The following is a 24419-nucleotide window of genomic DNA, read 5'->3' as shown; positions in this document are numbered from 1 at the left end:
ACAATCCTTGATGGGGGCGGACACCCACCCGACCGAGCACAGGGGTCGCCATGAACGATCTGCCGGCAGCCACCGCGCCCACCCGGGTCTTCCTCGTCGATGATCACGAGGTCGTCCGCCGGGGCCTTCACGACCTGATCGACGACGAGCCCGACATGGAGGTGGTCGGCGAGGCGTCGACCGCCGAGCAGGCGCTGGCCAGGGGACCTGCGCTGCGGCCCGACGTGGCGGTGCTCGACGTACGGCTGCCCGACGGCGACGGCATCTCCGTGTGCCGGGAACTGCGCTCCCGGATGCCCGGGCTGGCCTGCCTGATGCTGACGTCGTTCGACGACGAGGACGCTCTCCTCGACGCGATCATGGCCGGCGCCGCCGGGTACGTGCTCAAGCAGATCAAGGGGTCCGATCTGGTGTCGGCGGTCCGGACCGTGGCCACCGGCCAGTCGATGCTCGATCCTGCCACCACCGCCCGGCTGATGCGCTCGCTCCGGGACCCGGAGACGGCGAAGCCGCCGGAGGACGAGCGGCTCGCGGTGCTGTCCGAGCGAGAGCGGTCCGTACTCGAACTGATCGGCGAGGGGCTGACCAACCGGCAGATCGCCAAGCGGCTGTACCTGTCCGAGAAGACCGTCAAGAACCACATCTCCCGGCTGCTCGGCAAGCTCGGCGTGGAACGCCGCGTACAGGCCGCCGTCATCGCCGCGCAGGTCCACGAGCACGACGCCGGGAAGGCGTAGTTCAGCCGCGCCCGGTCGGCAGCGGGATCCGCCACTCGAGCACCGTGCCGCTGCCGGGCCCGGTCCGCGCGCGGACCGAGAGAGTGCCCCCCAGCCGCTCGGCCCGTTCGGACATGTTCCGCAGTCCGCTGCGTCTGCCGTCCTGCGGTATGCCGACGCCGTCGTCGCTCACCGTCACCGCCAGGACGCCGTCGTCGGCGACGACCGACACCTCCGCCCGGCGGGCCCGCGCGTGCCGGGCCACGTTGGTGAGGGCTTCACCGAGGACGGCGACGACCTGCTCGGCCGCCTCGGGAGGAACGTCCGTGTCGAGGAGGCCCTCCATGCGCAGGGCGGGAGCGAATCCGAGTGCCGTCGCGGCCTCGTCCACCGCTTTGACCACCTGGTTCCTCAGCTTCGGCGTGGTGCCCGGGGTGTCGTGTTCCCGGAGTCCGAAGATGGTCGACCGGATGATCTTGATGGTGGCGTCCAGATCGTCGATCGCGCGTCCCAGCCGCTCCACCGCCTCCGGGTGTTCGACGAACCGGCGGGCGCTCTGCAGCGTCATCCCGGTCGCGAACAAGCGCTGGATCGCCAGGTCGTGCAGGTCGCGGGCGATCCGGTCCCGGTCCTCCAGGAGGCTCACCTGCTCGGCGTCACGGCGCCGGTCCGCCAGTTCGAGCGCCAGGGCCGCCTGCCCCGCGAATCCGGGGAGGGCCATGACCTCCGATCCTGTGAACGGGGACCGCCCTCGCCCCCGTGCGAGGATCAGCACCCCGCTCAGCCGCTCCTTGGTGCCGACCGTGACGGCCACCGCCGGCCCGAACCCCTTCCACCGTTCGGGCTGCACCCTGATGCTCGGCTCGCTCTCGACGTCGGCCACCGTGACCAGGCCCTCCTGCGCGAGGGCGGCCTCGGCCAGGGTTCCCTCACTGGTCGGCAGGACGACGCCGCGGTGCGCTTCGGCCCCCTCACCGCGGGCGAGCGAGCCCCGCAGTTCACCGCCGATGCCCACCAGGTAGAAGACCCCCATGTCGGCGCCCGCGATGTCGACCGCCTGCTCCAGCATCCCGCCGAGGACCTCGGTCTCCTCCGCCCCGGACAGGAGGGCGCTGGTGAGCTCGGAGCTCGCTGCCAGCCATCGCTGCCTGAGTCGGCCCTCTTCGTACAGGCGGGCGTTCTCGATGGCGATGCCGGCCGCGACGGCCAGCGTCGTCACGACGGCCTCGTCCTCGGCGTCGAAGTCCGCTCTCCCCCGTTTCTCGGTGAGGTAGAGGTTGCCGAACACCTCCTCGCGCACCCGGATGGGCACGCCGAGGAACGAGTGCATGGGCGGGTGGTGGGGCGGGAAGCCGTACGAGGCGGCGTGCTCGGACAACTCGGGGAGTCGCAGCGGTCGGGGATTGCGGATCAGCTCACCGAGCAGTCCGTGCCCGGAGGGCAGGTTGCCGATCCGCGCCCTGAGGTCGTCTCCGATGCCGACGGTGAGGAACTCCGAGAGCTTCTTGTCGTCCCCGATGACGCCCAGAGCGCCGTACTCGGCGTCCACGAGGGTGACGGCCGCCTCCACGATGCCTCTCAGCACCTGGGGCAGGTCGAGTTCCCTGCCCACGGACATGACGGCTTCCAGCAGCCCGTTGAGCCGGTCCCTGGTGCCCCTCACCTCGTCGATGCGTGCTTGGAGCTCGTCGAGGAGTTCGTCGAGTCGCAGCCGCGGAAGCCTGCCGTCCGTCGGCACCGGCCCCTCACCCTCCATCACCACCTCCGGCCACGTCGAACGTACGCTCCTCGCCCGGCGGGCACACATTCACGGTAGTTCCCGTGTTCCGGACGCTCCAGCCGGACGCGTTCCGCGGAAGGCGGTCCGGACGAGTCGCGCGGCGAGGAATCCCGCGGGCGCACAGGCGACGGCCAGGCCGATGCCCGCCCCGCCGAGCGGTTCCGTCTCCAGGACCGAGCTCAGGAAGGGCACGTACAGCGCTGCCGCGGCCAGCAGCGTGGAGGCGAGGACGGACAGGGGAAGAAACGGGTTCTTCCTGGTCAGCAGCCGGGCGCGCAGTCCCAGGACGACGCCGAGCTGCGCGGCGAGGAGGGCGAGGGAGAGGACGCTCTGCCACACCAGGTCCAGCGTCCGGGCGGCGAGCCCCGCACCGAGGGAGGCTGCTGTGACGACGGCGGCGAGGACGAGCAGGCGCTGCCAGGCACCGCCGCCGAGGATGTGCTGGTCCGGTGGGCGCGGCGGTCGTCGCATCGCGCCCGGGGAGGCCGGCTCCGCACCCATGGCGACACCGGTGAGGCCGTGCGTGAGGAGGTTGATCCACAGGATCTGCCCTGCTCGAAGGGGCAGGGGCAGCCCGAGTAGCGGGCCGGTCAGCATGACGAGGATCTCGGCCGCGCCGCCGGCCATCCCGTAGACGAGGAAGCGGCGGATGTTGTCGTAGACGCGCCGCCCCTCGTCGACGGCCGCCACGACCGTCGAGAGCTCGTCGTCGGTGAGGACGAGGTCGGCGGCCTGACGCGCGACCTCCGTTCCGCGCGCGCCCATGGCGACGCCGATGTCGGCCCGGTGCAGGGCGGGGCCGTCGTTGACCCCGTCGCCGGTCATCGCGGTCACCGCCCCCTTGGCACGCCACGCCTCGACGATGTCCAGCTTCTGCTGGGGGTCCGTACGGGCGAAGACCCGCACCGAGGTGAGGTCGGCAACGCGGCCTGCGGCCACGTCCGCGCCCGTGACGACGTGGCCCTCCGCCTCACCGCCGGCCCCCAGGAGCGCGACGTGGGACGCGACCGCCCGGGCCGTCGCCGGATGGTCCCCGGTGATCAGGACGGGGGTGATGCCGGCCGCCCGGCAGGAGGCGAGGGTCGCGGCGGCATGCGGCTTGGGCGGGTCGTCGAGGGCGACGAGACCGAGGAGCGCGAGTCCCGACTCCGCCTCGGTGACCGGGCTCGGGACGTCGTTCCGCACGCCCGATGCCACGGCGAGCACCCGGTATCCCTGGGCGGCCAGGCGCGCGGCCTCCTGGTGGGCCGCCGAGAGCGCCTCCGGGGGGTCAAGCAGAACGGCCGGGTCGAGTACGGCTTCGGGGGCGCCCTTCAGACAGACCAGCACCCCGCCCTCCCCGGTCGCGTGCAGCGTGGTCATGCGCCTGCGGAGGCTGTCGAAGGGCGCTTCTCCGAGCCGGGGACGGGTCGTCGCCGGCTCTGCGGAGTCCGTGCAGCCCGCCTTGGCCGCAGCCGTGAGCAGCGCGGCTTCCATGGGGTCGCCCAGGGCCGTCCAGCGTCCGTCGGAGGCCTTGTCGTCCGCCGGGCGGAGTGTGGCGTCGTTGCACAGGGCGGTCACGGTCAGGAGCTCCGTCAGGGGTTCGAGCTCGTCCGCTTCCGCCGGCCGTCCGTCGACCAGGACCTCGCCCACGGGCTCGTACCCCACGCCCGAGAGGTCGGCGCTCACCTGCGGTGTCCAGACGTGTTGGACGACCATGCGGCCCTCGGTCAGGGTGCCGGTCTTGTCGGTGGCGAGGACGGACACGGAGCCCAGTGTCTCCACGGCGGGAAGCCGTCGCACCAGTGCGTGTCGGGCGACCATGCGCCGGGCCCCGAGGGCGAGGGCCAGGGTGACGACGGCCGGAAGGGATTCGGGGACCGCCGCCACGGCCAGGCTGATGGCGGTGACCGCCATCGTGCCGAGCGGGAGCCCCCGCACCAGGCCGAGGACGAAGACCAGGACGCACAGGGCGAGCGTCAGAGCCGCGAGGACGCGCCCGAGGGCGGCGAGGCGGCGCTGCAGCGGGGTCGGCTCGCGACGTTCGTCGAGCAGGGCCGCGATGCGGCCGAGGGCGCTCGCGGCGCCTGTGGCCGTGACCGTGGCCACGCCCCGGCCTCGTACGACCACCGTGCCCGCGCCCAGCGCCGTACCGGCGTCCTTGTCGACGGGCACGGACTCCCCGGTGAGCATCGACTCGTCCAGCAGCAGGGCGGATGCCTCGGCGAGGTCGGCGTCGGCGGCCACGATGTCGCCCTCACCGACCAGGAGGACGTCACCTGGGACGACCTCCGCCGCCGGGAGCTCGCGGACGGCGCCGTCCCGCCGCACGCGCGCGTGCGGGGCGGTCAGGGCGGAGAGGGCGGCGACGGCGTTGTCGGCACGGATCTCCTGTGCCACGCCGACCGTCGTGTTCACGAGGACGACCATCCCGATGACGATCGCGTCGGGATGGTCGCCGATCGCGAGGGTCAGCACGACGGCTCCGATGAGCACCATGATCAGCGGGTCGGTCAGCTGGGCCAGGACCCGCGTGTGGAGCCGCACGGGCCTTCTCGCGGTCACCTCGTTGGGGCCCGTGTCGGCGAGCCGCCGGGCGGCCTCGTCCCGAGTGAGTCCCCTCGTCTCCCGCACCGGTGCGGAGGCCCGGCCCGGTGCCGACGCCGTCATGGCCCGCTCATCCGGCGGGGACGGTGACCACCGGGCAGTGGGCCCGGTGCAACAGCCCGTGGACGACGGAACCCACGCGCATCCCGGCGTATCCGCCCCGGCCCCGACGGCCGACGACGACGGCCAGGGCGTGTTCGGCCGCGCTCGCGAGCGCCTCGACGGGGGAACCGACGGGGACCTCGTGGGTGAGCCGGACGTCGGGGTACTTCTCCGCCCAGCCCGCGGTGGTCTCCGAGAGCAGGCGGCGCTCGGCGTGGGACAGCGTGTCGGCGCTGTGCAGGGAGAAGACGGGGGGTTGCCAGACGGCGACGGCACGCAGCGCGCAGTGCCGGAGGTCGGCTTCCTCGAAGGCCCAGGCCAGGGCTGCTCGTGATGACTCGCTGCCGTCGACGCCGACCACGAGGTAGGGCGTCTCCCGCGTGACGTGTTCCGCGTCGCCCACGACGACCACTGGGCAGTGCGCCTTCGCGGTGACCGGGACGACCAGGGAGCCGGCGCTCAGGAACTCCGCCGTACGGTTGAGGTGCCGGGAGCCCAGCACGATCATGTGGGCCTCGCGCGACAGACCCGCCAGGGTTCCCGCCGGGAACCCGTCGACAAGGAACGAGGTCGCCTTGACGGCCGGCTGCCGGGCGTGCGCCCAGGCGAGGGCGGCTCGCAGGGTTTCCGTGCCGGCCCGCTGCTGCGCCTGGTGACGGGGGGTGTCGTCGACGTGCTGGGTGTCGTGCCGCGGTGGTACCGCGACCACCAGGCGCAGCCCCCGTCCCCTCAGGTGGGCCTCGTCCGCGGCCCAGGCGAGGGCCATGTGCCAGTCCTTGACCGGGTCGATGCCGACGACGACGTCGCTGCGATCCGTGGTGCTGGTCATGTCGTGCTCCCATGTCCGGGTCCTTGCCGAGGGATGAGCTCCACGGGGCAGTGGGCGTGCTGCAGCAGGGCCAGCGTGATCCGGCCGAGCGTCGGTCCGAGGTGGCCGGGCGATCGCCGACCGCCGATGACCAGAAGGTCGGCGTGGTGCGACGCGTCGACGAGGGCTCCGGGCACGCTGTGGCTCTTCTGGCCCTCCGCCTGCACCGTCAGGTCCGGGAACTCCTCCCGGATCCGGTCCGAGACCGAGGTCAGGACGCGCACGTGAGGACGGGCGTTCCCGTCGCAGCCGTCGCGCGACGCGGCCCGCGAGCCGGTGGCCGACCCCACGTTCCAGATGTGCAGCAGCCGCAGGGGCACCTTCCGCAGCAGGGCTTCGCGAGCCGCCGCACGGGCGCAGTCCACGTCGGCCTCGTCCCGGACCGCCGCGAGGACCGCGCCGGCCTCGACGGGCTCCGCGGCCCCTCGGACCACGACCACGGGCGTGGTGGCGGCGGCCGCGACCTCGAGGCCGACCGATCCGAGCAACAGCGAGGAGAACCCGCCGAGACCCCGGTGTCCGACGACGACCGTTCCGGTCAGGGCGGCGGCCCGCCGCAGGCTGCCAGGGGCCGGGCCGTCGGTGAGTTCCTCGACGACCGCCAGTCCGGGATGTCGCGCTGTGATCGTCTCGGCGGTCCGGTCGAGCAACTCACGCCCTGCTTGCCGACTCCTGACGATCTCCGCCTCGGACAGGAACGGGACCGGCGCGTCCGTGTCCGCCGCGTGAACGAGGCACAGGGTGCTGCCCCTCAGGTCCGCTTCCGCCGCCGCCCACGTCACCGCCGTGTGCGCGGACGGTGATCCGTCGACGCCGACGACGACCCTGCCCGGGCCGGAACGGGCTGCTCCGTTCATCGCTCCTCCCTCCCGGAGGCCGAGGGACCTCTTCCACCCTGGCAGCGGGCTCCGGGTGGCCGGAGGGCCTCTGGGGGCAATGACGGGACCAAAGGTCCCCCTGGCCGGCCGAACGGGTCGCCGAGCCGGCATGACGAGCCCGTTCGGTCCTGAGAATGGACCGTTCGGCCCTCGCAGGTACTCGCACGTCCACCGGATGGTGGTGACGCGGGAAGCACCGTCCGAACCCTCGAACAGGAGGCGCGGCGATGAAGCACATGAAGGTCGGCGGTCTGATGACCGACGACGTGGTCTCCGCCGTCCCCGCGACGTCGTTCAGGGAAGTGGCGAAACTGCTCGCCGAGCACGAGATCAGCGGGGTGCCCGTCGTGGACGACGACGAGCACGTCGTCGGAGTCGTCTCCGAGAGCGACCTGCTGGCCCGCCACGAGCTGACCGCGCGGGACCTGATGACCATGCCGGCCGTCACCGTTCACGCCGAGGAGACGGTGGCGGACGCGGCACGGCTGATGGTCCGCCGCGGAGTCGAGCGCCTTCCCGTCGTCGACGAGGAGGAACGGCTGGTCGGCATCGTGACCCGCCGCGATCTGCTCGGCGTCTACCTCCGCCCGGACGCGGAGATACGGCGCCGCATCCGTGAGGACGTCCTCTCGGACGCCATGGACCTGCCCGGGTACGCGGTGGACGTCCACGTCCTCGACGGCGTGGTGACGCTGGAGGGCCGCGTCCGGGAGCGGAGCCGGGCCCGGATGCTCGTCGGGCTCGCCGAGCGCGTGGACGGCGTCGTCGCCGTCGTGGACCGGCTGTCCTTCACCGAGGACGACACGCGACCCGCGTCTCCCGCCCGGACTCCCCACGACATCTCTTGGTGACCCACCGCAGACAGGACGAACCGTGTCTACCACCACTCTGATCCGACCGCTCGTGACGTCGCTGGTCGAAGACGCCGTCACGGCTCCCTCCATGCACAACGCACAGCCCTGGAAGTTCGTCCACAGGACGGGCTCCGGCGTCATCGAGCTGCACGGTGACCCCTCACGCGCAATGCCGCGCGAGGACCCCGACCAGCGCGCCCTCCATCTCGGCTGCGGCGCCGCCCTGTTCGGCCTGCGCGTCGCCGCCGTGCACCGGGGCCTGCGTCCCGTGGTCCGGTTGCTGCCCCGTCCCGACGATCCCTGGCACCTCGCCGACGTTTCCCTCGACGGCCCCGACGACTCCGACGGTGAACTGGGCGCACTCCACGACGCCCTGTCGCGTCGGCACACCAGCCGCTTCCCCTTCACCGAGGAGCGGATCCCGCCCGAGGTGATCGACGGTCTCCGTGCCGCGGCCTTCCTGGAGGGCTGCCGGCTCGTCGTGCCGGGAGCGTGGCACACCGACACCGTCATGGGCCTCGTCCACACCTCCGAACTGTTCGAGGCGGCGGACGAGGCCGTACGGGCGGAGATCGCCGCCTGGAGGCGCACGGGTGCGGCCGGGGAGGGCCCCGACACCGAGGGCATCCCGGCGTACGCCTTCGGCCCTCGGCAGTACGACGTGACCTCCCCCGTCAGGGACTTCGACGCCCCCCGCCAGGTGCCCGGCCGGGCCTCGGTCCGCTTCGAGAAGAGGCCGCAGATCGCGCTGCTCGGCACGGTCGAGGACACCCCGGAGGAATGGCTGAGGGCCGGCCAGGCCATGCAGCGGGTCCTCCTGCAGGCCACCCTCGACGGCCTCGCCACCTCCCTCATGTCCCAGCCGCTGGAATGGCCCGAACTCCGCTCCGAAGCACGCGATCCCGGCTCGACGACCGGCTTCGTCCACATGGTCTTCCGCCTGGGCTACGGCCCCGGGGGCCGTGCCACGCCGCGCCGTCCGGTCTCCGAGGTGCTCGCCTTCGACTAACCTCCTCGCACGGACGGAGCCGCTCCTCACAGCCGGAACCAACGCTCCTGGCCGGGCGCGACGGTGACCCTCCGGTCACCCGGCAGGAAGACGGCGAGCGGGCCCGCGGACGAAGCGGGTACCCGGACGGCCAGCCGGCCGGGAAGCATCCGCAGGCGCACTCCTCGATGGCGGCCGACGCACAGGGTGAAGGTGAACCTGGGGATCTCCGCCAGCGGCACCGGGGCCACACGAAGTCCCTCCGGCCCCGTTTCCAGGCCGGTGATCCCGCGTTCGACGAGGTCGATCGTGCCCGCCATCGCGCCGAGGTGGACGCCCTCGCCGGTCGTCCCGCCCTGGACGTCGGCCACGTCGGCGAGGAGGGCCTCCTCGCAGTACCGCCAGGCGTCGGCGCCCATCTGCCGGGCGAGCACCCACCCGTGGACGAGGCTGCTGAGCGTCGATCCGTGGCTGGTGCGCCGCAGGTAGTACGAGACGGTCGCACGCCACGTCTCGTCCTCCCACGCGTAGCCGAGCCGGCCGAACAGGCCGTGAAGCTCCTCGGGCCGGAAGAGGTAGCCGAGCATGAGGGTGTCGGCCTGCTTCGACGCCTGGTAGCGGTTGACCGTGTCGCCCTCGGCCTCCAGGATCCGGTCGAGGCGGCGGATGTCGCCGTAGCGGGCGCGATACGCCTCCCAGTCGAGCTCCGCCAGGTCCCCGTAGCCCTCGAACTGGCTCACCACACCCTGGTGGAACGGCACGTGGAGGCGACGGGAGACGTCCTCCCAGCGGTCGAGTTCGCCGTCGTCCAGAGCCAGTTGCTCCCGGAGTTCCGAGCGACGGGCCTCGGTCAGTTCGCCGAGCAGGTCGAGTCCGCGGGCCAGCACCCACGCGGCGGTCACGTTGGTGTAGGCGTTGTCGTCGATGCCGGGCGCCGAGGCGCCGGGATAGGCGTCGTGGTACTCGTCGGGCCCCACCACCCCACGGATGCGGTACCGGCCCGACTCCGGGTCCAAGACGGCGGCCCCGGCCCAGTACCGGGCGACCTCGAGGAGGATCTCGGCCCCGGCGGAGTGGAGGAATCCGAGGTCGCCGGTGGCCTGCGCGTACCGCCAGACGTTGTACGCGACGGCGGAGCCCACATGGCGCTGGAGCCGTGAGTGATCGGCCAGCCAGCGGCCCGAACGGGGGTTGAGGTGCAGGACCTGCGTCTCCTCCCGCCCCGAACTCGCGCTCTGCCAGGGGTACATGGCCCCCTGCCGGCCCGCGAGGCGGGCGGCCTCGCGGGCGGCCGGGAGCCGGCGGTGCCGGTACATGAGCAGCGCCCGGGCCACCTCGGGAAAATGGAGGTCGAGGTAGGGCAGGACGAAGAGCTCGTCCCAGAAGACGTGCCCCCGGTAGGCCTCACCGTGCAGTCCGCGGGCGGGAACGCCCACGTCGAGGTCCGCCGTGTGCGGGGAGAGCGTCTGCAGCAGGTGGAACACGTGCAGCCGCAGGATGCGGCCCGCCTCCCCCGGCACGTGCAACTCTCCCTGCTCCCAGACCCGCTGCCACGCCGCCGTGTGGCCGGAGAGCAGCCGGGGGAAGGAAGGAGCACGAGCGATCGCGTCGGTGGCCGCCGAGAGCGGGTCGGCGGCGGGCCAGTCCATCGAGGTGTGCAGCGCCAGGGTCTTCACGACCGTCGCCGAGCGGCCGGGGCCGACCGGCAGGCGGTACGTCTGCGCGGTGCCGGTCCCGGTGGCCGTCTCCCGTGCGAGCCGCGCGGGGCGGGTGGCCGTGCGCACGGCCATGGCGATCCCGATGCCCGGGTCGACGGTGCGGCAGGAGAGCCAGGCGACGCCGTCGGGCTCGAATCCGGTCCGGTGGTCCGTGAGATGGCGTCCGTCGAGGTGCCGGTAGCGCTCCACTCCGGCGTTGGTGACGGTCCCGTCGAGGACGGACCGCACCTCGACGGAACCGCTCCAGCCGTAGGCGCGGAACAAGCTGCGCTGGGCCGCGAGGCCGGAGTCCCCCATGTGCACGACGCGGATGTGGCTGACGCGCAGGCCCCGCCCACAGGCGTCCTCGAAGAACAGGTGCCGGGTGAGCACGCCCGCGCGGAGGTCGAGCCGTACGTCGTAGTGGCGCAGTTCCTCGGAGTCGGGCGTCAGCCAGTCGCCGGGCGGCCCCTCGTCCGGGAGGCGGCGGTAGCGCAGGAGCGTCCAGTTCGGGAGGTTGACGAGGTCCTCGTTCTCGACCCGCTCGCCGGCGACGACCGAGGTGAGCCGGTCGTAGCAGCCGGCCAGGTAGGTCCCCGGGTAGTACGGGCCTCCGGCGGGGCACTCGGGGGCGGAGCCCCGGGTGGCGAACCGGCCGTTGCCGAGCGTGCAGAGCGCTTCGACCAGCGGCTCGCGACCCGCGTCGTAACGGTCGTACCGCCACGTCCAGCCGGTGGTCATCCGCGCTCGCCCCATACGCTCCGGACCAGTGTCATGAGGTCGGGAACCACCAGGTCGGCGCCCTGCTCCCGCAGAAGGTCAGCGGTGCGCCGCAGCGGGGTGCGGTCGACTCCGACGACGAGCCCGAAACCGCCACGACGCGCTGCCAGGACTCCGGCGAGTGCGTCCTCGACGACCGCGGTCTCCCGCGGGCGGCTGCCGAGGAGGGCCGCCGCCCGCAGAAAGAGCGCGGGATCCGGCTTGCCGGCGAGGCCCAGCCGGGCGGCGTCCTCGCCGTCCACGATCGTCGCGAGGAGGTCGGTGAGTCCCGCGGCCCGGATCAGCGCCCGGGCGTGCCGGGACGCGGACACCGCGGCGCACGGCACTCCCCTGGTGCGCAGGGCCGCGAGGGCAGGCCGGGCGTCGGCGAAGGCCGTGACGCCTTCCGTACGGAGGAGATCGACGAACTCCCGTTCCTTGAGCGCGGAGACGGCCCAGACCGTGCCGCAGCCGGGCGCGTCGTGGGCCTCTCCCGGTGGGAGGTGGAGGCCACGGGAGGTGAGGAAGGCCGCGGCGCCGTCGTACCGGGACCTGCCGTCGACGAGCCGGCGGTACTCGGCGTCCGCGTCGAAGGGCGGCTGTGCCCCGCTGCCGGGCGCCAGGCGATCGAGGCAGGCGTCGAACGCGGCTTTCCACGCCGCCGCGTGCACCACGGCGGAGTCGAGCAGGACGCCATCGGTGTCGAAGACGAGACCGACCGGCGGCCGGGAGCCCGGGCCTCGGCCGTCCATCAGCCCGCCGGCGCGTCGGGAACGCTCACGACCGTGTGCTGCGGGCCGCCCAGCGCGACCTTGACGGCACCGGTCTCGGCCGCCCTGCCGAAGACCTCGTACGCCTCCTCCATCTCCCCCAGCTCGAACCGGTGGGTGATCAGCTCCGCCGACGGCAGCCTTCCGGCGGCCATCATGCGCAGCAGCATGGGTGTGGACGAGGTGTCCACGAGACCGGTGGTGATCGTGACGTCCTTGATCCACAGGTCTTCGAGGTGGAGGGCCGCCGGCTTGCCGTGGACTCCGATGTTGGCGACCCGGCCGCCCGGCCGGACCATCCGGGTGCACATCTCGAACGCCTCCGGAACGCCGACGGCCTCCATGACGACATCGGCACCGAGGCCCTCGGTGAGATCCGCGACCAGCTGTTCCGGGCCTTCGTCCGCGTTCACGGTGGCGTCCGCGCCGAGGGCGCGGGCGGCGGCGAGGCGCGACTCGGCCAGGTCGACGGCGACGATCCGGCCCGGGCTGTAGAAGCCGGCGGTGGCGACGGCGGCGAGACCGATGGGGCCCGCTCCGACGACGACCACCGTGTCGGCGGGGCGCACGGCACCGTTCAGGACCCCGACCTCGTAGGACGTGGGGAAGATGTCGGCGAGCAGAACCGCGTCGGAGCCCGCGATCGAGTCCGGCAGCGGATGGACGGACAGGTCGGCGAAGGGCACGCGGACGTATTCGGCCTGGGTGCCGTCGACGAGGTGGCCGAGGATCCAGCCGCCTCCGCCGCGGCACTGTCCGTAACGGCTCTCGCGGCAGAACCGGCACCTGCCGCAGGCGGAGATGCAGGAGATCAGGACGCGGTCTCCCGGCCGCACCGTACGGACGTCGCCTCCCGCCTCGACCACGGTGCCCACCGCCTCGTGTCCCAGGATCCGGCCGGGCGTCACCTCCGGCACGTCCCCCTTGAGGATGTGCAGGTCCGTGCCGCAGATGGTGACGACGTCGACCCGGACGATCACGTCGGCGGGGTCCTCGATCCCCGGGTCGGGGACGTCCTGCCAGGCGATCCGGCCCGGCCCCTGGAAGACGGCTGCCTTCATGGCACCCACCTGCTTCCTCTCGCGCGTCGCTGCGGTCCTCGCCCGACCAGGTTCCACGGAGCCCCTTCCCCGGCGCATGAGCCGATCGGCCCCCGGAACGGGCCCGCTCGGACCCTCCGGACCGGGCCGGTCCGGGTGCGAGGGTGGGAACCGGTCCACTCCGAAGGAGGGCCGACCATGTCCGAGGCAGCGCCGAACACCACCCCCGCCGCTCCGCGGCCCGCACTGCTCAGTCTCCTGGGCGGCGTGGGAACGGTCACCGGAAGCAAGTTCCTGGTCGAGAGCGACCATGCGCGGATCCTCCTCGACTGCGGTCTCTTCCAGGGTTTCGCGGCCCTGCGGCGCCGCAACCGGGAGCGTTTCGCCCGCGACGCCGCGGACGTCGACGCCGTGGTCGTCACGCATGCCCACCTGGACCACTGCGGCTATCTGGTCCGGCAGGGCTTCCGAGGACCGGTCCTCACCAGCGCCCACACACCCGACTGCGCGAGACGGGCGTCCTGCCCCGCTCGGTCCCCGTGTACGTGGACAGCCCCATGGCCCTGGCCGCCCTCGACGTCTACCGGGACGCGGTGCGCGGGCGCTCCCCCGAGCTGCGGCCGGAGATCCTCGCCGAGGGAGCCGCCGCCCTGAGCCCGGAGCCGTTCCTCGCCGCGCGCACCGTCCAGGAATCCATCGGGATCAACGAGACCGGCGGCCCCGCCGTCATCGTCTCCTCCGCCGGCATGGCCACCGGCGGCCGTGTCCTGCACCACCTGCGCCGGCTGCTCCCCCACCCGCGCAACGCGGTCGTCGTGATCGGCTTCGCCGCGGCCGGCACCCGGGCGCGGGACCTGGTGGACGGCGCCCGCGTGCTGAAGATGTTCGGCGAGTACGTGCCCGTACGGGCCGAGGTCGCCGACGTGCCCCACTTCTCGGCGCACGCCGACGCCGACCAGATCCTCGGCCGGCTGCGCGGCGCCCCTCCGCCGCACACCACCTACCTCGTCCGCGGCGAACCGGCCGCGTCCGAGGCGCTGCGCGACCGCGTCGACCGCGAACTGGGCTGGACGGCTGTCGTCCCCCGCTCGGGCGAGGCGGTCCTGGTCCGGTGACGGGGCTCTTCGGCCCCCTGGGTATGACCTGTACGGCCCTCCCCGTGCCCCCCGCCATGCGGGAGCCTGCGGGAGAAGGGCCGGAGGCACATCATGAGCACCATGAGCATGCTGCTGGACGAACTCGCTCCGAAGGCGCGTGACCAGCTCCTGCGTCAGGCCCGCCCGGTCCGGTTCCCCGCGGACACGCGCATCTTCCGCGAGCGGCAGCACGCCGACCGCTTCTGGATCATCGAATCCGGGCGGGTCGCCCTGGACCGGCGCCTTCCGGGGCACAGCACCGCTCTCATCGAAACGCTCGTGCCCGGCGACCTTCTCGGCTGTTCCTGGCTGTCCCCTCCCCACCACTGGCGCTACGACGCCACCGCGACCACCGAGGTGCACGCCCTCGAGTTCGACGGGCAGGCCGTCAGGGAGCTCTGCGCACAGGACGTCTCCATCGGTGAAGCGGTGTCCGCGACTGTTGCGGCGGCGCGGGCACGTCGACTCCTCAGGTAAGGAAAGAGCGATGGCAACCCAGCCGTTCACCGTCGCCGACGTGATGACCAAGAAGGTCGTCGCCGTCCAGCCCGGCGCGGAGTTCAAGGAGATCGTCGCCGCCATGGAGCGGTGGAAGGTGACCGCCGTACCGGTCGTCGAGGGCGAGGGCCGCGTCGTGGGCGTGGTCTCCGAGGCCGATCTGCTCCTCAAGGAGGAGTTCCACGACCACCGTCTCGGTCTCGTGGAACAGATGCGGCGTCTCGACGCCACGGCCAAGGCGGGTTCCCGCCGGGCGGGGGACCTGATGACCTCGCCCGCCGTCACCGTCGCCCCCGGTGCGTCCCTGCCCCGGGCCGCACGCCTCATGGCGGCCCATCGCGTGAAGCGGCTGCCGGTCGTCGACGAGAGCGGTGTCGTCCAGGGGATCGTGAGCCGGTCCGACCTCCTCAAGGTCTTCCTCCGTCCGGACGAGGAACTCGCCGCCGAAGTGCGCCGCGACGTCGTCGAGCACCTGTTCCCGCTCTCTCGTCACCGGATCGACGTCCGTGTCGACGCCGGAGTCGTGACGCTGTCCGGCGAGGTCGGAGACAGCGCGCTCGTCCCGCTCGCCGTCCGCCTCGCCCGCGCCGTCGAGGGTGTGGTGGACGTGCGGTGCGAGCTCGTCCCCGAGGGTCGGACGTAGCCGTGTCCGAGGTGACCGCCACCGACCTGTACGAGGTCACGATGGCGCTCTCGTACCTGCGGGAGGACATGCGGGCCCCGGCCACCTTCAGCCTCTTCGTGCGTGACCTTCCGCCGGGCCGCGGGTTCCTCGTCGCCGCGGGGCTCGAACCCGCCCTCGACCGCCTCTCCCGCTTCCGGGTGGGCCGCTCGGACGTCGAAGAGTTCGCCGAGGCGCTCGGGCGACCGGTCGAGGACCTCGAACCGCTGCACGGGCTGTCCTTCGAGGGACGGGTCCGGGCCGTGCCCGAAGGACGGCTCGTGTTCGCGGGCGAGCCGCTCCTGGAGGTCACCGCGCCGCTGCCCCAGGCCCAGCTCGTGGAGACGTACCTGCTGTCCCTCCTCTGCCACCAGACGGCCGTGGCGTCCAAGGCGGCGCGGTGCGTCCTGGCCGCCGCCGGGCGGCCCCTGGTGGACTTCTCCCTGCGCCGCACGCACGGGCCCGAAGCGGGCATGCAGGCGGCACGCCTCTGCGCGCTCGTCGGCTTCGCCGGCACCAGCAACGTCGCCGCCGCCCACCAGTACGGCATCCCTGCCGCCGGCACGATGGCCCACTCGTACATCGAGGCCTTCGACTCGGAGGAACAGGCGTTCCGGGCCTTCGCCCGCGCTCACCCCGGCCCGGTGACCTTCCTGGTCGACACCTACGACACGGATCGCGGCGTCGCGACGGCGGCGCGCGTCCTCAAGGACCTCGGGCCGGGCCCGGGGTGCGGGATCCGGCTCGACAGCGGCGATCTGGGCGCGCTGGCCCGCCGGGCCCGTGCCGCCCTCGACGGGGCGGGGCTGGGGGACGTGCGGATCGTCGCGAGCGGCGGTCTGGACGAGCACGGCATCGACCGGCTCGTACGCGAGGGGGCGCCGATCGACGTGCTCGCCGTGGGGACGAAGGTCGGCACGGCCGCCGACGCTCCGTACCTGGACGCGGCCTACAAGCTGGTCGAGTACGACGGGCGGCCCGTCATGAAGCTCTCCTCGGCGAAGGTGACGGCTCCCGGCCCGAAGCAGGTCTTCCGGGGCCCGGGCCTCCGCGACGTCATCGGCCTCGCGGACGAGGAGCCTCCCGGGGACGCGGAGGCGCTGCTGCGGACCGTGATGCGCGACGGTCTGCGGACGGGGCCGCCCGACACCCCGGCCGCCGCCCGGGCCCGCTTCGAGGCCGACATCGCGGCGCTGCCGGAAGAAGCCGGGAGCATCGGGCATCCGGTGCCACCACGGCCCGCGGTGTCGATGCGGCTGGCGGCCTTGACGGCAGTCGTACGACACCGGATCGAGGCGCGGATGCGGGAAGGTGACGGGCGATGAGGCACCGCAGCGTCGCGGATCTGATGACGCCCACGGCGGTGAGCGTCGTTCCGGGCACGACGTTCAAGGAAATCGCGCGGCTCCTGGACGAGTTCGGCATCACCGCGGTGTGCGTGGTGGACGAGTCGAACCGGCCTCTGGGCGTGGTCTCGGAGGCGGACCTGGTACGCCGCCGGGCCGCGGGGGCCGGGCTCGACACGGCGGGCGCGCTCATGTCGAGTCCCGCCGTCGTCGCCCGGCCCGAGTGGAGCGTGGTGCGGGCCGCCCGGGTGATGGACCGTGCCCGGGTCAAGCGGTTGCCCGTGGTCGATGCCGGAGGGCGGCTCGTGGGCGTCCTCAGCCGCAGCGACCTCGTCCAGCTGTTCCTGCGCAGGGACCGGGCGATCCAGGAGGAGGTCGTCGAGGACGTGGTCACCCGCACCCTGGGGCTGAGTCCGTCCGCCCTGTCGGTCGAGGTGGTGGACGGCCGGGTCACGCTCAGCGGCACGGTACGGCGCCGGAGCCTCGTGCCGGTGCTCCTCAGGCTCTGCAACAGCGTCGACGGTGTCGTGGGGGTCGTCGACCGGCTCACGTACGAGGACGACGACCTGCCGAAGGAGGAAGGACCATGAACACCCCCGGCGCCCCGCATGCCCCCGTGGTGGTGACGGCCGAACTCGACGGCCGGTTGTCCCGCTGGCTGTGGCTGGTCAAATGGATCCTGGTGATCCCCCATTGGATCGTGCTGTTCTTCCTCTGGATCGCCTTCTTCGTCGTGGCGGTGATCGCGTTCTTCGCCGTCCTGTTCACCGAGCGCTTCCCGCGCGGCCTGTTCGACTTCAACCTGGGCGTACTCCGCTGGTCCTGGCGCGTGTCGTACTACTCGTACGGCGCCCTCGGCACCGACCGCTACCCGCCCTTCAGCCTGGGCCCCGAGCCCGGCTACCCCGCCCGGCTCGACATCGTCTATCCGGAGCGGCTCTCCCGCTCACTGGTCCTGGTCAAGTGGTGGCTGCTCGCTGTCCCCCACTATCTGGTGATCGCCTTCTTCACCGGCGGCATGCAGGTGCACTGGTGGAGCGGCGGCCTGATCACGCTGCTCACGCTCATCGCGGGCTTCGCCGTGGCCTTCACCGACCGCTATCCGCGCGACCTGTTCGCCCTGATCGTCGGGCTGAACCGCTGGGTCCTGCGCGTCGCCGCCTACGCGAGCCTCATGACGGACGCCTATCCGCCGTTCCGTCTCGACCAGGGTGGTCACGAGCCGGCCGCGGGCGCCGTGCGCTGACGGCGCCGCCTGGCGCGCCGCAGCTCGTCCGTGCCCCACACCAGGAGCGGGAAGGACGTGATGAGCAGGACCACGTCCAGGGGAAGGGCGGCCGTGCCGAAGAGGCGCTGGAGCGGGGGCGCGTAGACGAGGGCGGCGGTGAAGGCCGGCTCGAAGGCGATGCCGGCCAGCAGCAGTGGATTCGAGAACATCCCGATGTCGCGGAGGGCCGCGTGGTCGGTGCGGGCCGCGAAGGCCGTGCCGACCTGACAGGTGACGATGCCGGCGAAGGTGGCCGTGGTGGCCGTCACGTAGGCGTGGTGCAGGGGGCTGCCCGGGCCTGTGGGATCGCCCGGCTGCCAGCCCGCGCGCCAGAGCACGGAGAAGAAGCCGGCCATGACGAGGGCCGCCGACACCAGACCCAGGTAGCCCCAGCTGCGGACGAGCATGTCGCGGGAGATCACGCCCTGGTGCCGTGGCCGGGGCGGCCGCTGCATGATGCCGGGTTCGGAGCGTTCCCGGCCGAGGGCGAGGGCGGGCAGGGTCTCGGTGCCGAGGTCGATGGCGAGGATCTGCAGGACGGTGAGGGGAAGCGGGATGGCCCCGGCTGAGAGCGCGAAGACGAGGAAGGGCACGATCTCCGGGGTGGCGTGGGCGAAGATGTAGACGATGAACTTGCGGACGTTGTCGTAGACGCGGCGCCCGGATTCGACGGCGGTCACGATGGTGGCGAAGTCGTCGTCGGTGAGCACCATGGTGGCGGCTTCGCGAGCCACGTCGGTGCCGGAGCGTCCCATGGCCACCCCGATGTGGGCGCGGTGCAGTGCGGGGGCGTCGTTGACCCCGTCCCCCGTCACGGCGACGATCCGGCCGTGGGCCCGCAGGGTGTCCGCCACCTTGAGCTTCGTCTCGGGCGAGGAGCGGGCGAAGACGATCTCGGCGTCGCCTTCCACGAGGAGCCGGTCGAGCTCGTCGTCGCCCAGCGACTCGGAAGCCGCGACGACCTGCAGGCCGGGCACTCCGATGCCCACCTCGCGGGCGACCACGGCAGCGGTGGCTCCGTTGTCCCCCGTCACGATGTGCACGCGCACCCCGGCCTCGTGGCAGCGGCGGACGGCCTCCGCCACCTCGGGGCGCGGCGGGTCGTACAGTCCGACCAGGCCGAGCAGTGTCAGTCCCGATTCGGCGTCCTGACGGTGCGACGGCGGCTCCGCGCCCGGCGGCAGGTCGCGCGCGGCGACGGCGAGGACCCGCATGCCGCCCCGGGCCAGTTCCTCCGCCGCGGAACGGGCCGCGTTCGTGGCCTGGCCGGGGGGGGACGCGGGCCAGGACCGCTTCGGGCGCCCCCTTGGCGAGGATCCGCAGGCGGCCCGTCGCCTCGTCGTCCTGCACGACCGACATCAGCCGCAGCCGCGGGTCGAAGCGGTGAGGGGCCGGCCGTCGCGTACGGCGAGGGCGTGCTCGGGCAGATAGCGCGCGAGGGTCTCCACCGCCCGCTCGGCCTGCCGTTCCTGGAGCAGTGCGAAGGCCGCGTTGACGGCGATGACCGCCAGGATCGCCCAGCCGAGCACTCCGAGGTCCGCGACGAAGGCCAGTGCGGCGGCGGCCCAGAGCAGCAGGGCGAGGGGGTGGACCAGCTGCCCGACCAGTTCCCGCGCGAAAGAGGAGCGGGTCTTGCGCCGCACCTCGTTGGGCCCGTGGACGGCGAGTCGGCGGGTGGCCTCGCGGGCGGACAGCCCGTCCGGCCCGGTGGCGAGTTCCCTGCGCAGCCTGGGCAGGGGCTCGCTGGGATCGAAGGGCGGCGCCTCGGCGGGCGTGACGGTCCGGCCCGTGGCGGCGCGGTCAGTCATCGTCGGTCCCCGGAGGGCTCCCCCGGCGGAGCCGACCGGACCACACGGGTTCGACCCGTTCCCACTCCCGTTCCCAGACCGCGAGCCGACGGGCTTCGGCCCGCCGTCGTACGAGGACGAGGGCACCGGCCCCGATCGCTCCGGCGGAGGCCGCGGCGACGCTCCCGCCCGAGAGCGAGGTCAGCGCGCGATCGGCGGCGCTGCCCGGAGGACGGGCGGGAGTGCCGGTGTCGTCCACCCAGATCGTCACCGTGCCGCCCCGGGGCGTCCGGGGAGGGACGTGGACGGTGCCGGACCGACGGACGTTCTCGGGCTGCTCCCAGACCGCGGGTGCGACCGCCTGCGGTGTCGATCCGTACCGGGCGGCGACGGGCGGGTCCTTGGCGGGTCCGGTGGTGGTCGCCCGCACCTGGTGGCGGTGGGCGGCGAGTTCACGGTCGGCCTCGGCTCCGTTGCTCCACAGTGCTCCGGCGGCGACGGCCCCGCAGATCAGAGAGATCATCAGGACGAGAATCAGCGCGGCGCGCTCGCCGGCTCCCCGTCCGGGCGGCGTGAGTCGCGGGTCCGATCGCTCGTGGTGGTCCATGTGGCACCTCCGGGTGGAGTCGCGCCGTGCTTGCTGTCGTGGGCGACCAGGGCGCACTGGGGCTTCACGACGTGGTGCCTCCGGACGGAGTGCCTCCTCGCTTCACCGGGATGGTGCGCGCGGCACTGCTCTTCTCCTCGGGCATCGGGACGCGGAGGGTGAGGATGCCGTCCTCGTACGACGCCTCGACGTCGTCGACCGGGATCGTGGCCGGGAGACGCACGGTCCGGCGGAACGATCCGTAGCGGAACTCCGAGTGCTCCTTGTCCTCCTCGCTCTCGCTGTGCTCCGCGCTCACCGTGATCAGGTTGTCGTCGACGGTGATGGTGAGGTCCTCCGGGTCCATCCCGGGCAGTTCGGCCCGGAGCACGTACCCGCCGGCGTCGCTGGACACCTCCACGGGAATGGAGTGGGCGGCCGTCGCCGGTCGCCAGCCGGGCAGCCCGGGAAACTCCCGGTTGAACCAGTCGTTGAAGTCGGGGAAGAGGCTGTGCCTGCGTTCCACCTTGCCTCCGGCCATGGTGCTGCTCCTCGTTCCGGGGCCCAGGACGGTCGCCGTGGGCCCGAGTGGGTGCGGACGGACGGTGTGGCGACCGGGCCGAGGGGCCGGTCCGACCCCGTGACACCATCGTCCGCCCGCGGGACCATGGGGCGCACTGTCCGAGGGGGGTCGTCCGTGGGGGCCGAACGGGCCGCGCCCGGACCGACCGGCCCATGGCGCCACGGCTCCGGTGCCGTCAGCGGCAGACCTCCTCGACGAAGTGGCCCACCTGTTTCTCCGGCAGGTGCCTGGCGAGGTCCGCCTCGCTGATCATGCCGACCAGGCGGTGGTCGTCGATCACGGGGACGCGGCGGACCCGGTGCTCCTGCATGGTGCGGAGCACCTGTTCGCTGTCGGCGTCCGCGTCGACCGTGACCGGCTTGCCCTGGGCGAGGAGTCCGGCCGTCATGTGGCGGGGGTCCTTGCCCTTGGCGAGGCACTTCATCACGATGTCCCGGTCGGTGACGATGCCGTGGAGCCGGTCGTCCGGCCCGCAGATGGGCAGCGCGCCGACGTCGAGTTCGCTCATGCGTCGTGCCGCGTCCATCAGGGTCTCGTTCTCCTGCACGCAGCTCGCACCGGTGTGCATGATCTCCCTTGCGGTCGTCATGGCCGCGTCCTCCTTTCAGGCCCCCTGCTCGCGATCCGGCCGCCTCGCCGTCGGTTCAGAGGAAGAGCGCCGACCCCGTGACGGTGTGCACCGGGCGGCTGGGACGCCCGTTCGTCCCCTCCGCGGGCAGCCGGTGGTTCCTGGGGCGACCACGTCGCGTGTCCTCCGTGGCCGCCCGCGGGTCGAGCTGGCCCGACGGTTCGTCGTGTCGGGCGCCCCGGTACCGACGCTTCTTGGGCATGGTCCGTCCCTTTCGTCGTCCGGTGCCTCTCTCGACCCCCGCGTACGCGTCGCGTCGGTCCCATGACGTCCTCCGTGGTCTCGGGCGTCCTCAGTACGGGAGCGGTCGGCCGGACGGGGTGCGCAGATCGAGGGGGCTCGGCCTGCGGGGCTGTCGGGGCCGGGGGCTGATCCGGATGCGCTGCACGGTGCTCACCTCTCCGGGAAACCGGCGGACGGACCGGGGCCGTCCTCTCGCCCCACCGTCCCGCGTGGGGGCCGGAGTGCTCCAGTGCCGAGCGGGCCGTCGGTCCAGGGTCGGTCGGCCTTACGGGAACGGGGCCCATCGGCCCGTACCGGGTCGCCGGTCCACCCCTCTCGTCGCGGGAGGGGGACGGTGATCATCGGACACATGGCGCGGTGCAGCAAGCCGTGGACCGTGGATCCCAGCCGCATGCCGGAATACCCGCCACGACCTCTTCGGCCGACGACCAGGGCCAGGGAGTCCTGGGACGCCAGGGCGAGCTGTTCGACGGGGTGTCCCCGAAGCACTTCTTGGGAGATGTCGACATCCGGATGCTTCTCCACCCACCCCGCCACCGATTCGGCCAGCAGCCCTCGGTGCTCGGCCACGGCCTCGTCGAGATCGTCACGGGCGAGCGTGGAAGGGTGCCAGACCCGGACGGCCCTCAGTCGTGCCCCGCGCAGGCTCGCCTCCTCGACGGCGAAGGCGACCGCGGCCCGCGCGGACTCGCTTCCGTCCACGCCGACGACGAGGGTCGGCGGATGCACGGTGGTGTGCTCGGGCACCCGGACCACGACGACGGGGCAGAAGGCGCGCGCGGTGAGCGGGACGACCACGGAGCTCTCGCTGAACACCCCGGCCACCCTGCCGAGACGGCGCGAGCCGACGACGACGAGTGCGGCGTGCTCCGCCATGTGGCGCAGGACGGTCGCCGGCACGCCGTTCACGCGTTCCGTCGCGATCCGCAGACCACCGTGGAGTTCCCGTACGAGGTCCTCCGCACGGGTGATCGCCGACTCCGCGCGGATGCGCAGGGCGCTCTGGTGGGCGAGCGCGTCATACCGGAGCCCCTCGTGGGCAGGTGGCACGGCGACGATCAGGCGGAGCGCCAGTCCTCTTCGCACGGCCTCGTCGGCGGCCCAGACGAGAGCGGGGACCGACTGCTCCCGGGGGTCGACTCCGAGCAGTATCTCGTTCACGTCTCCTCGACCCTGGTGGCGAAGGCGGGCGGGACGATCTCCACCGGGCAGTCCGCGTGGTGGATCAGGACGTGGGCGACGCGCCCCAGGGACGGCACCGCGCCCAGGACGCGGTGTTCCCTGCCCATCACGAGCAGGTCGGTGTGGGCGGTCGCCTCCACCAGGATCCCGGGCGTGCTCGTGCCCGTCTCGACGTGATGGCTGACGTTGAGCCCGGGGTAGAAGTCGCGCACGCGGTCGGCGAGCGCCTTGATCTCGTGCACGCGCTGTCGCGCGATCTCGTCGAGGTCGTCCAGCATGGTCGCGACGCTGCCGATGTGGGTGAGCACGTTCCAGACGCTCACCAATCGCAACGCCGCCTTGCGGGCGTCCGCCTCGGCGGCCGCGACGAGCAGCCACCCGAGATCCGAGGCGCCGTGCACCGCCGCCGTCACCGAGCCGGCCTCGGGGCGGTCACCGTCACCACGGACGACGATCACGGGCGTCTCGGCGTGGGCTGCCACCCCCAGGCCGACGGACCCGAGCATGAGGGTCGAGAAACCGCCGAGCCCCCGATTGCCCACCACGATCGTACCCCCGTGGCCGGCGGCCGCCCGGAGACCGGCCACGGGCTCCTGGCGACTGAGTTCCTTCGTGACGGCAAGGTCGGAAAAACGCTCCTGGACCGCGCTCGTGGTCTCGGCCAGCAGGTCGCGCCCCCTTTCGCGCACCTCCTGGATTCTCTCGGCGTCGGCGAAGAGGGCCCGACGGGCGGTGTCGTCGGCGTGGACGAGATGCAGGGTCCGCCGCCGCCGGTCCGCCTCGGCCGCGGCCCAGAACACGGCCGTGCGCGCGGAGGGAGACCCGTCGACTCCCACGACGACGTTGCCGAGCTCCGGTCGGGCGGGGATCTCACTGGTCATGGTTCCTCCTCCGGGACCCACCCGGCTCTCGGGAGCACGTCCCGAGGAACGACACCTCCCACGCTGGCACCGTGGCGGCCCTCCCGGGGATGGGCCGTTCGGCCCCGACCGAGACCTGGCCGGCCCTGCTGTCGGAAGGCCGGAACCACCAGCCTGAAGTACTGACGGCCGCCGCGGACGAGTCGGATCTGACCGTGCTCGGATCGCGTGGGCTCGGCGGGGTCCGTGGATTCCTCGTCGGCTCGGTCTCCCTCGCCGTCGTCGGCACGGCGCGCCGACCGGTCGTCCTCGTGCGCGCGGAGGGCGCTCCGGCGGCTTTTGGGGACGGGATCGTGGTGGGCGTCGACGTCCACCAGCCGTGCGACGCCCTGCTGGCGTTCTCGTTCAACGAAGCCGCCCGCCGGGAAACGCCGCTGGGGTTCCTGCACAGTTGGACGCTTCCCGCCTCGTACGGCTACGCGGCCGTCATCGCCCCGGGATCGGCGATGAGCCGGGCGGCCACTTCCTTCGAGAGCTGAACGACCTGCTGGAACCGCGGCGGAAGCGGTACGCGGGCATGGACGCGACGGCCACGGCGGTGGCG

Annotated in this window: 25 protein-coding genes; 11 read left to right on the top strand and 14 right to left on the bottom strand. The window is 72.9% G+C overall.

Annotated elements, in window-relative coordinates:
• Positions 1–50: 50 nt before the first annotated feature.
• Positions 51–737, top strand: a complete 687-nt coding sequence (locus ACIGW4_RS19955; protein WP_123457949.1) for a response regulator transcription factor — start codon at positions 51–53, stop codon at positions 735–737.
• A 1-nt stretch (position 738) separates the two neighbouring features.
• On the opposite strand, the gene ACIGW4_RS19950 is transcribed toward ACIGW4_RS19955, so the two are convergent.
• Genes ACIGW4_RS19950 through ACIGW4_RS19935 form a run of 4 tightly spaced genes read right to left on the bottom strand, consistent with a single transcriptional unit; the run spans position 739 to position 6909 of the window.
• Positions 739–2472 carry a GAF domain-containing protein gene (locus ACIGW4_RS19950; protein WP_399581985.1) on the bottom strand — a complete coding sequence of 578 codons (1734 nt, stop codon included), beginning with the start codon at positions 2470–2472 and terminating at the stop codon, positions 739–741.
• 51 nt (positions 2473–2523) lie between these two features.
• On the bottom strand, positions 2524–5145 hold the full coding sequence (locus ACIGW4_RS19945; protein WP_399581983.1) for a cation-translocating P-type ATPase: 2622 nt from the start codon (positions 5143–5145) through the stop codon (positions 2524–2526).
• A 7-nt stretch (positions 5146–5152) separates the two neighbouring features.
• Positions 5153–6013, bottom strand: coding sequence for a universal stress protein (locus ACIGW4_RS19940; RefSeq protein WP_399581981.1), 861 nt, complete (start codon positions 6011–6013; stop codon positions 5153–5155).
• A complete protein-coding gene (locus ACIGW4_RS19935) occupies positions 6010–6909 on the bottom strand; it encodes a universal stress protein (protein WP_123457953.1) in 900 nt (299 codons plus the stop codon). The genes ACIGW4_RS19940 and ACIGW4_RS19935 overlap by 4 nt, the downstream gene beginning before the upstream one ends.
• 248 nt (positions 6910–7157) lie before the next feature.
• On the opposite strand from ACIGW4_RS19935, the gene ACIGW4_RS19930 reads away from it, so the two are divergent.
• Positions 7158–7781, top strand: coding sequence for a CBS domain-containing protein (locus ACIGW4_RS19930; protein ID WP_123457954.1), 624 nt, complete (start codon positions 7158–7160; stop codon positions 7779–7781).
• A gap of 22 nt (positions 7782–7803) precedes the next feature.
• The gene (locus ACIGW4_RS19925; protein WP_399581979.1) at positions 7804–8793 is read left to right on the top strand and encodes an Acg family FMN-binding oxidoreductase; all 990 of its coding nucleotides are present in this window, start codon (positions 7804–7806) and stop codon (positions 8791–8793) included.
• A 26-nt stretch (positions 8794–8819) separates the two neighbouring features.
• On the opposite strand, the gene ACIGW4_RS19920 is transcribed toward ACIGW4_RS19925, so the two are convergent.
• The 3 genes from ACIGW4_RS19920 to ACIGW4_RS19910 are packed head-to-tail and all read right to left on the bottom strand — an operon-like array spanning position 8820 to position 13059.
• Positions 8820–11210 carry a glycoside hydrolase family 65 protein gene (locus ACIGW4_RS19920; RefSeq protein WP_399581976.1) on the bottom strand — a complete coding sequence of 797 codons (2391 nt, stop codon included), beginning with the start codon at positions 11208–11210 and terminating at the stop codon, positions 8820–8822.
• Positions 11207–11980 (bottom strand): HAD family hydrolase, encoded by a 774-nt coding sequence (locus ACIGW4_RS19915; protein WP_399581974.1) that lies wholly within the window; start codon positions 11978–11980, stop codon positions 11207–11209. Before ACIGW4_RS19915 ends, ACIGW4_RS19920 begins: the two co-directional genes overlap by 4 nt.
• Entirely contained in the window at positions 11980–13059 is a 1080-nt protein-coding gene (locus tag ACIGW4_RS19910; RefSeq protein WP_123457958.1) for an alcohol dehydrogenase catalytic domain-containing protein, read from the bottom strand. The genes ACIGW4_RS19915 and ACIGW4_RS19910 overlap by 1 nt, the downstream gene beginning before the upstream one ends.
• Before the next feature lie 177 nt (positions 13060–13236).
• Between ACIGW4_RS19910 and ACIGW4_RS19905 the strand changes: the two genes are divergently transcribed.
• The 7 genes from ACIGW4_RS19905 to ACIGW4_RS19875 all read left to right on the top strand — a co-directional run bounded on the left by ACIGW4_RS19905 (position 13237) and on the right by ACIGW4_RS19875 (position 17925).
• Positions 13237–13692, top strand: a complete 456-nt coding sequence (locus ACIGW4_RS19905; RefSeq protein WP_399581971.1) for an MBL fold metallo-hydrolase — start codon at positions 13237–13239, stop codon at positions 13690–13692.
• Complete coding sequence (locus ACIGW4_RS19900) at positions 13596–14153, top strand: MBL fold metallo-hydrolase RNA specificity domain-containing protein (RefSeq protein ID WP_399581969.1); 558 nt, start codon at positions 13596–13598, stop codon at positions 14151–14153. Before ACIGW4_RS19905 ends, ACIGW4_RS19900 begins: the two co-directional genes overlap by 97 nt.
• Before the next feature lie 93 nt (positions 14154–14246).
• Complete coding sequence (locus ACIGW4_RS19895) at positions 14247–14651, top strand: cyclic nucleotide-binding domain-containing protein (RefSeq protein WP_399581967.1); 405 nt, start codon at positions 14247–14249, stop codon at positions 14649–14651.
• A 10-nt stretch (positions 14652–14661) separates the two neighbouring features.
• Entirely contained in the window at positions 14662–15315 is a 654-nt protein-coding gene (locus ACIGW4_RS19890) for a CBS domain-containing protein (protein WP_123457960.1), read from the top strand.
• A gap of 2 nt (positions 15316–15317) precedes the next feature.
• Entirely contained in the window at positions 15318–16658 is a 1341-nt protein-coding gene (locus ACIGW4_RS19885; protein ID WP_398711290.1) for a nicotinate phosphoribosyltransferase, read from the top strand.
• On the top strand, positions 16655–17269 hold the full coding sequence (locus ACIGW4_RS19880) for a CBS domain-containing protein (protein WP_398711288.1): 615 nt from the start codon (positions 16655–16657) through the stop codon (positions 17267–17269). Before ACIGW4_RS19885 ends, ACIGW4_RS19880 begins: the two co-directional genes overlap by 4 nt.
• The gene (locus ACIGW4_RS19875; RefSeq protein ID WP_399581965.1) at positions 17266–17925 is read left to right on the top strand and encodes a DUF4389 domain-containing protein; all 660 of its coding nucleotides are present in this window, start codon (positions 17266–17268) and stop codon (positions 17923–17925) included. Before ACIGW4_RS19880 ends, ACIGW4_RS19875 begins: the two co-directional genes overlap by 4 nt.
• On the opposite strand, the gene ACIGW4_RS19870 is transcribed toward ACIGW4_RS19875, so the two are convergent.
• From ACIGW4_RS19870 to ACIGW4_RS19840, 7 genes are all read right to left on the bottom strand, one after another.
• Positions 17895–19160 carry an HAD-IC family P-type ATPase gene (locus ACIGW4_RS19870; RefSeq protein WP_399581964.1) on the bottom strand — a complete coding sequence of 422 codons (1266 nt, stop codon included), beginning with the start codon at positions 19158–19160 and terminating at the stop codon, positions 17895–17897. The genes ACIGW4_RS19875 and ACIGW4_RS19870 overlap by 31 nt on opposite strands.
• A gap of 144 nt (positions 19161–19304) precedes the next feature.
• Positions 19305–19754 carry a cation-transporting P-type ATPase gene (locus ACIGW4_RS19865; protein ID WP_399581962.1) on the bottom strand — a complete coding sequence of 150 codons (450 nt, stop codon included), beginning with the start codon at positions 19752–19754 and terminating at the stop codon, positions 19305–19307.
• Positions 19747–20256 (bottom strand): hypothetical protein, encoded by a 510-nt coding sequence (locus ACIGW4_RS19860; RefSeq protein ID WP_399581959.1) that lies wholly within the window; start codon positions 20254–20256, stop codon positions 19747–19749. The genes ACIGW4_RS19865 and ACIGW4_RS19860 overlap by 8 nt, the downstream gene beginning before the upstream one ends.
• 148 nt (positions 20257–20404) lie before the next feature.
• Positions 20405–20860 (bottom strand): Hsp20/alpha crystallin family protein, encoded by a 456-nt coding sequence (locus ACIGW4_RS19855; protein WP_399581956.1) that lies wholly within the window; start codon positions 20858–20860, stop codon positions 20405–20407.
• A gap of 217 nt (positions 20861–21077) precedes the next feature.
• Positions 21078–21491 carry a CBS domain-containing protein gene (locus ACIGW4_RS19850; RefSeq protein WP_399581954.1) on the bottom strand — a complete coding sequence of 138 codons (414 nt, stop codon included), beginning with the start codon at positions 21489–21491 and terminating at the stop codon, positions 21078–21080.
• 432 nt (positions 21492–21923) lie between these two features.
• Complete coding sequence (locus ACIGW4_RS19845) at positions 21924–22934, bottom strand: universal stress protein (protein WP_399581951.1); 1011 nt, start codon at positions 22932–22934, stop codon at positions 21924–21926.
• Entirely contained in the window at positions 22931–23836 is a 906-nt protein-coding gene (locus tag ACIGW4_RS19840; protein WP_399581949.1) for a universal stress protein, read from the bottom strand. The genes ACIGW4_RS19845 and ACIGW4_RS19840 overlap by 4 nt, the downstream gene beginning before the upstream one ends.
• 71 nt (positions 23837–23907) lie before the next feature.
• On the opposite strand from ACIGW4_RS19840, the gene ACIGW4_RS19835 reads away from it, so the two are divergent.
• Positions 23908–24354, top strand: a complete 447-nt coding sequence (locus ACIGW4_RS19835) for a universal stress protein (protein WP_399581947.1) — start codon at positions 23908–23910, stop codon at positions 24352–24354.
• The last annotated feature ends 65 nt before the right edge of the window (positions 24355–24419 follow it).

The sequence above is a fragment of the Streptomyces sp. NPDC053513 genome (genome assembly GCF_044544765.1).
Taxonomy (GTDB): domain Bacteria; phylum Actinomycetota; class Actinomycetes; order Streptomycetales; family Streptomycetaceae; genus Streptomyces; species Streptomyces litmocidini.
This window is presented reverse-complemented; position numbering and strand designations above follow the sequence as displayed.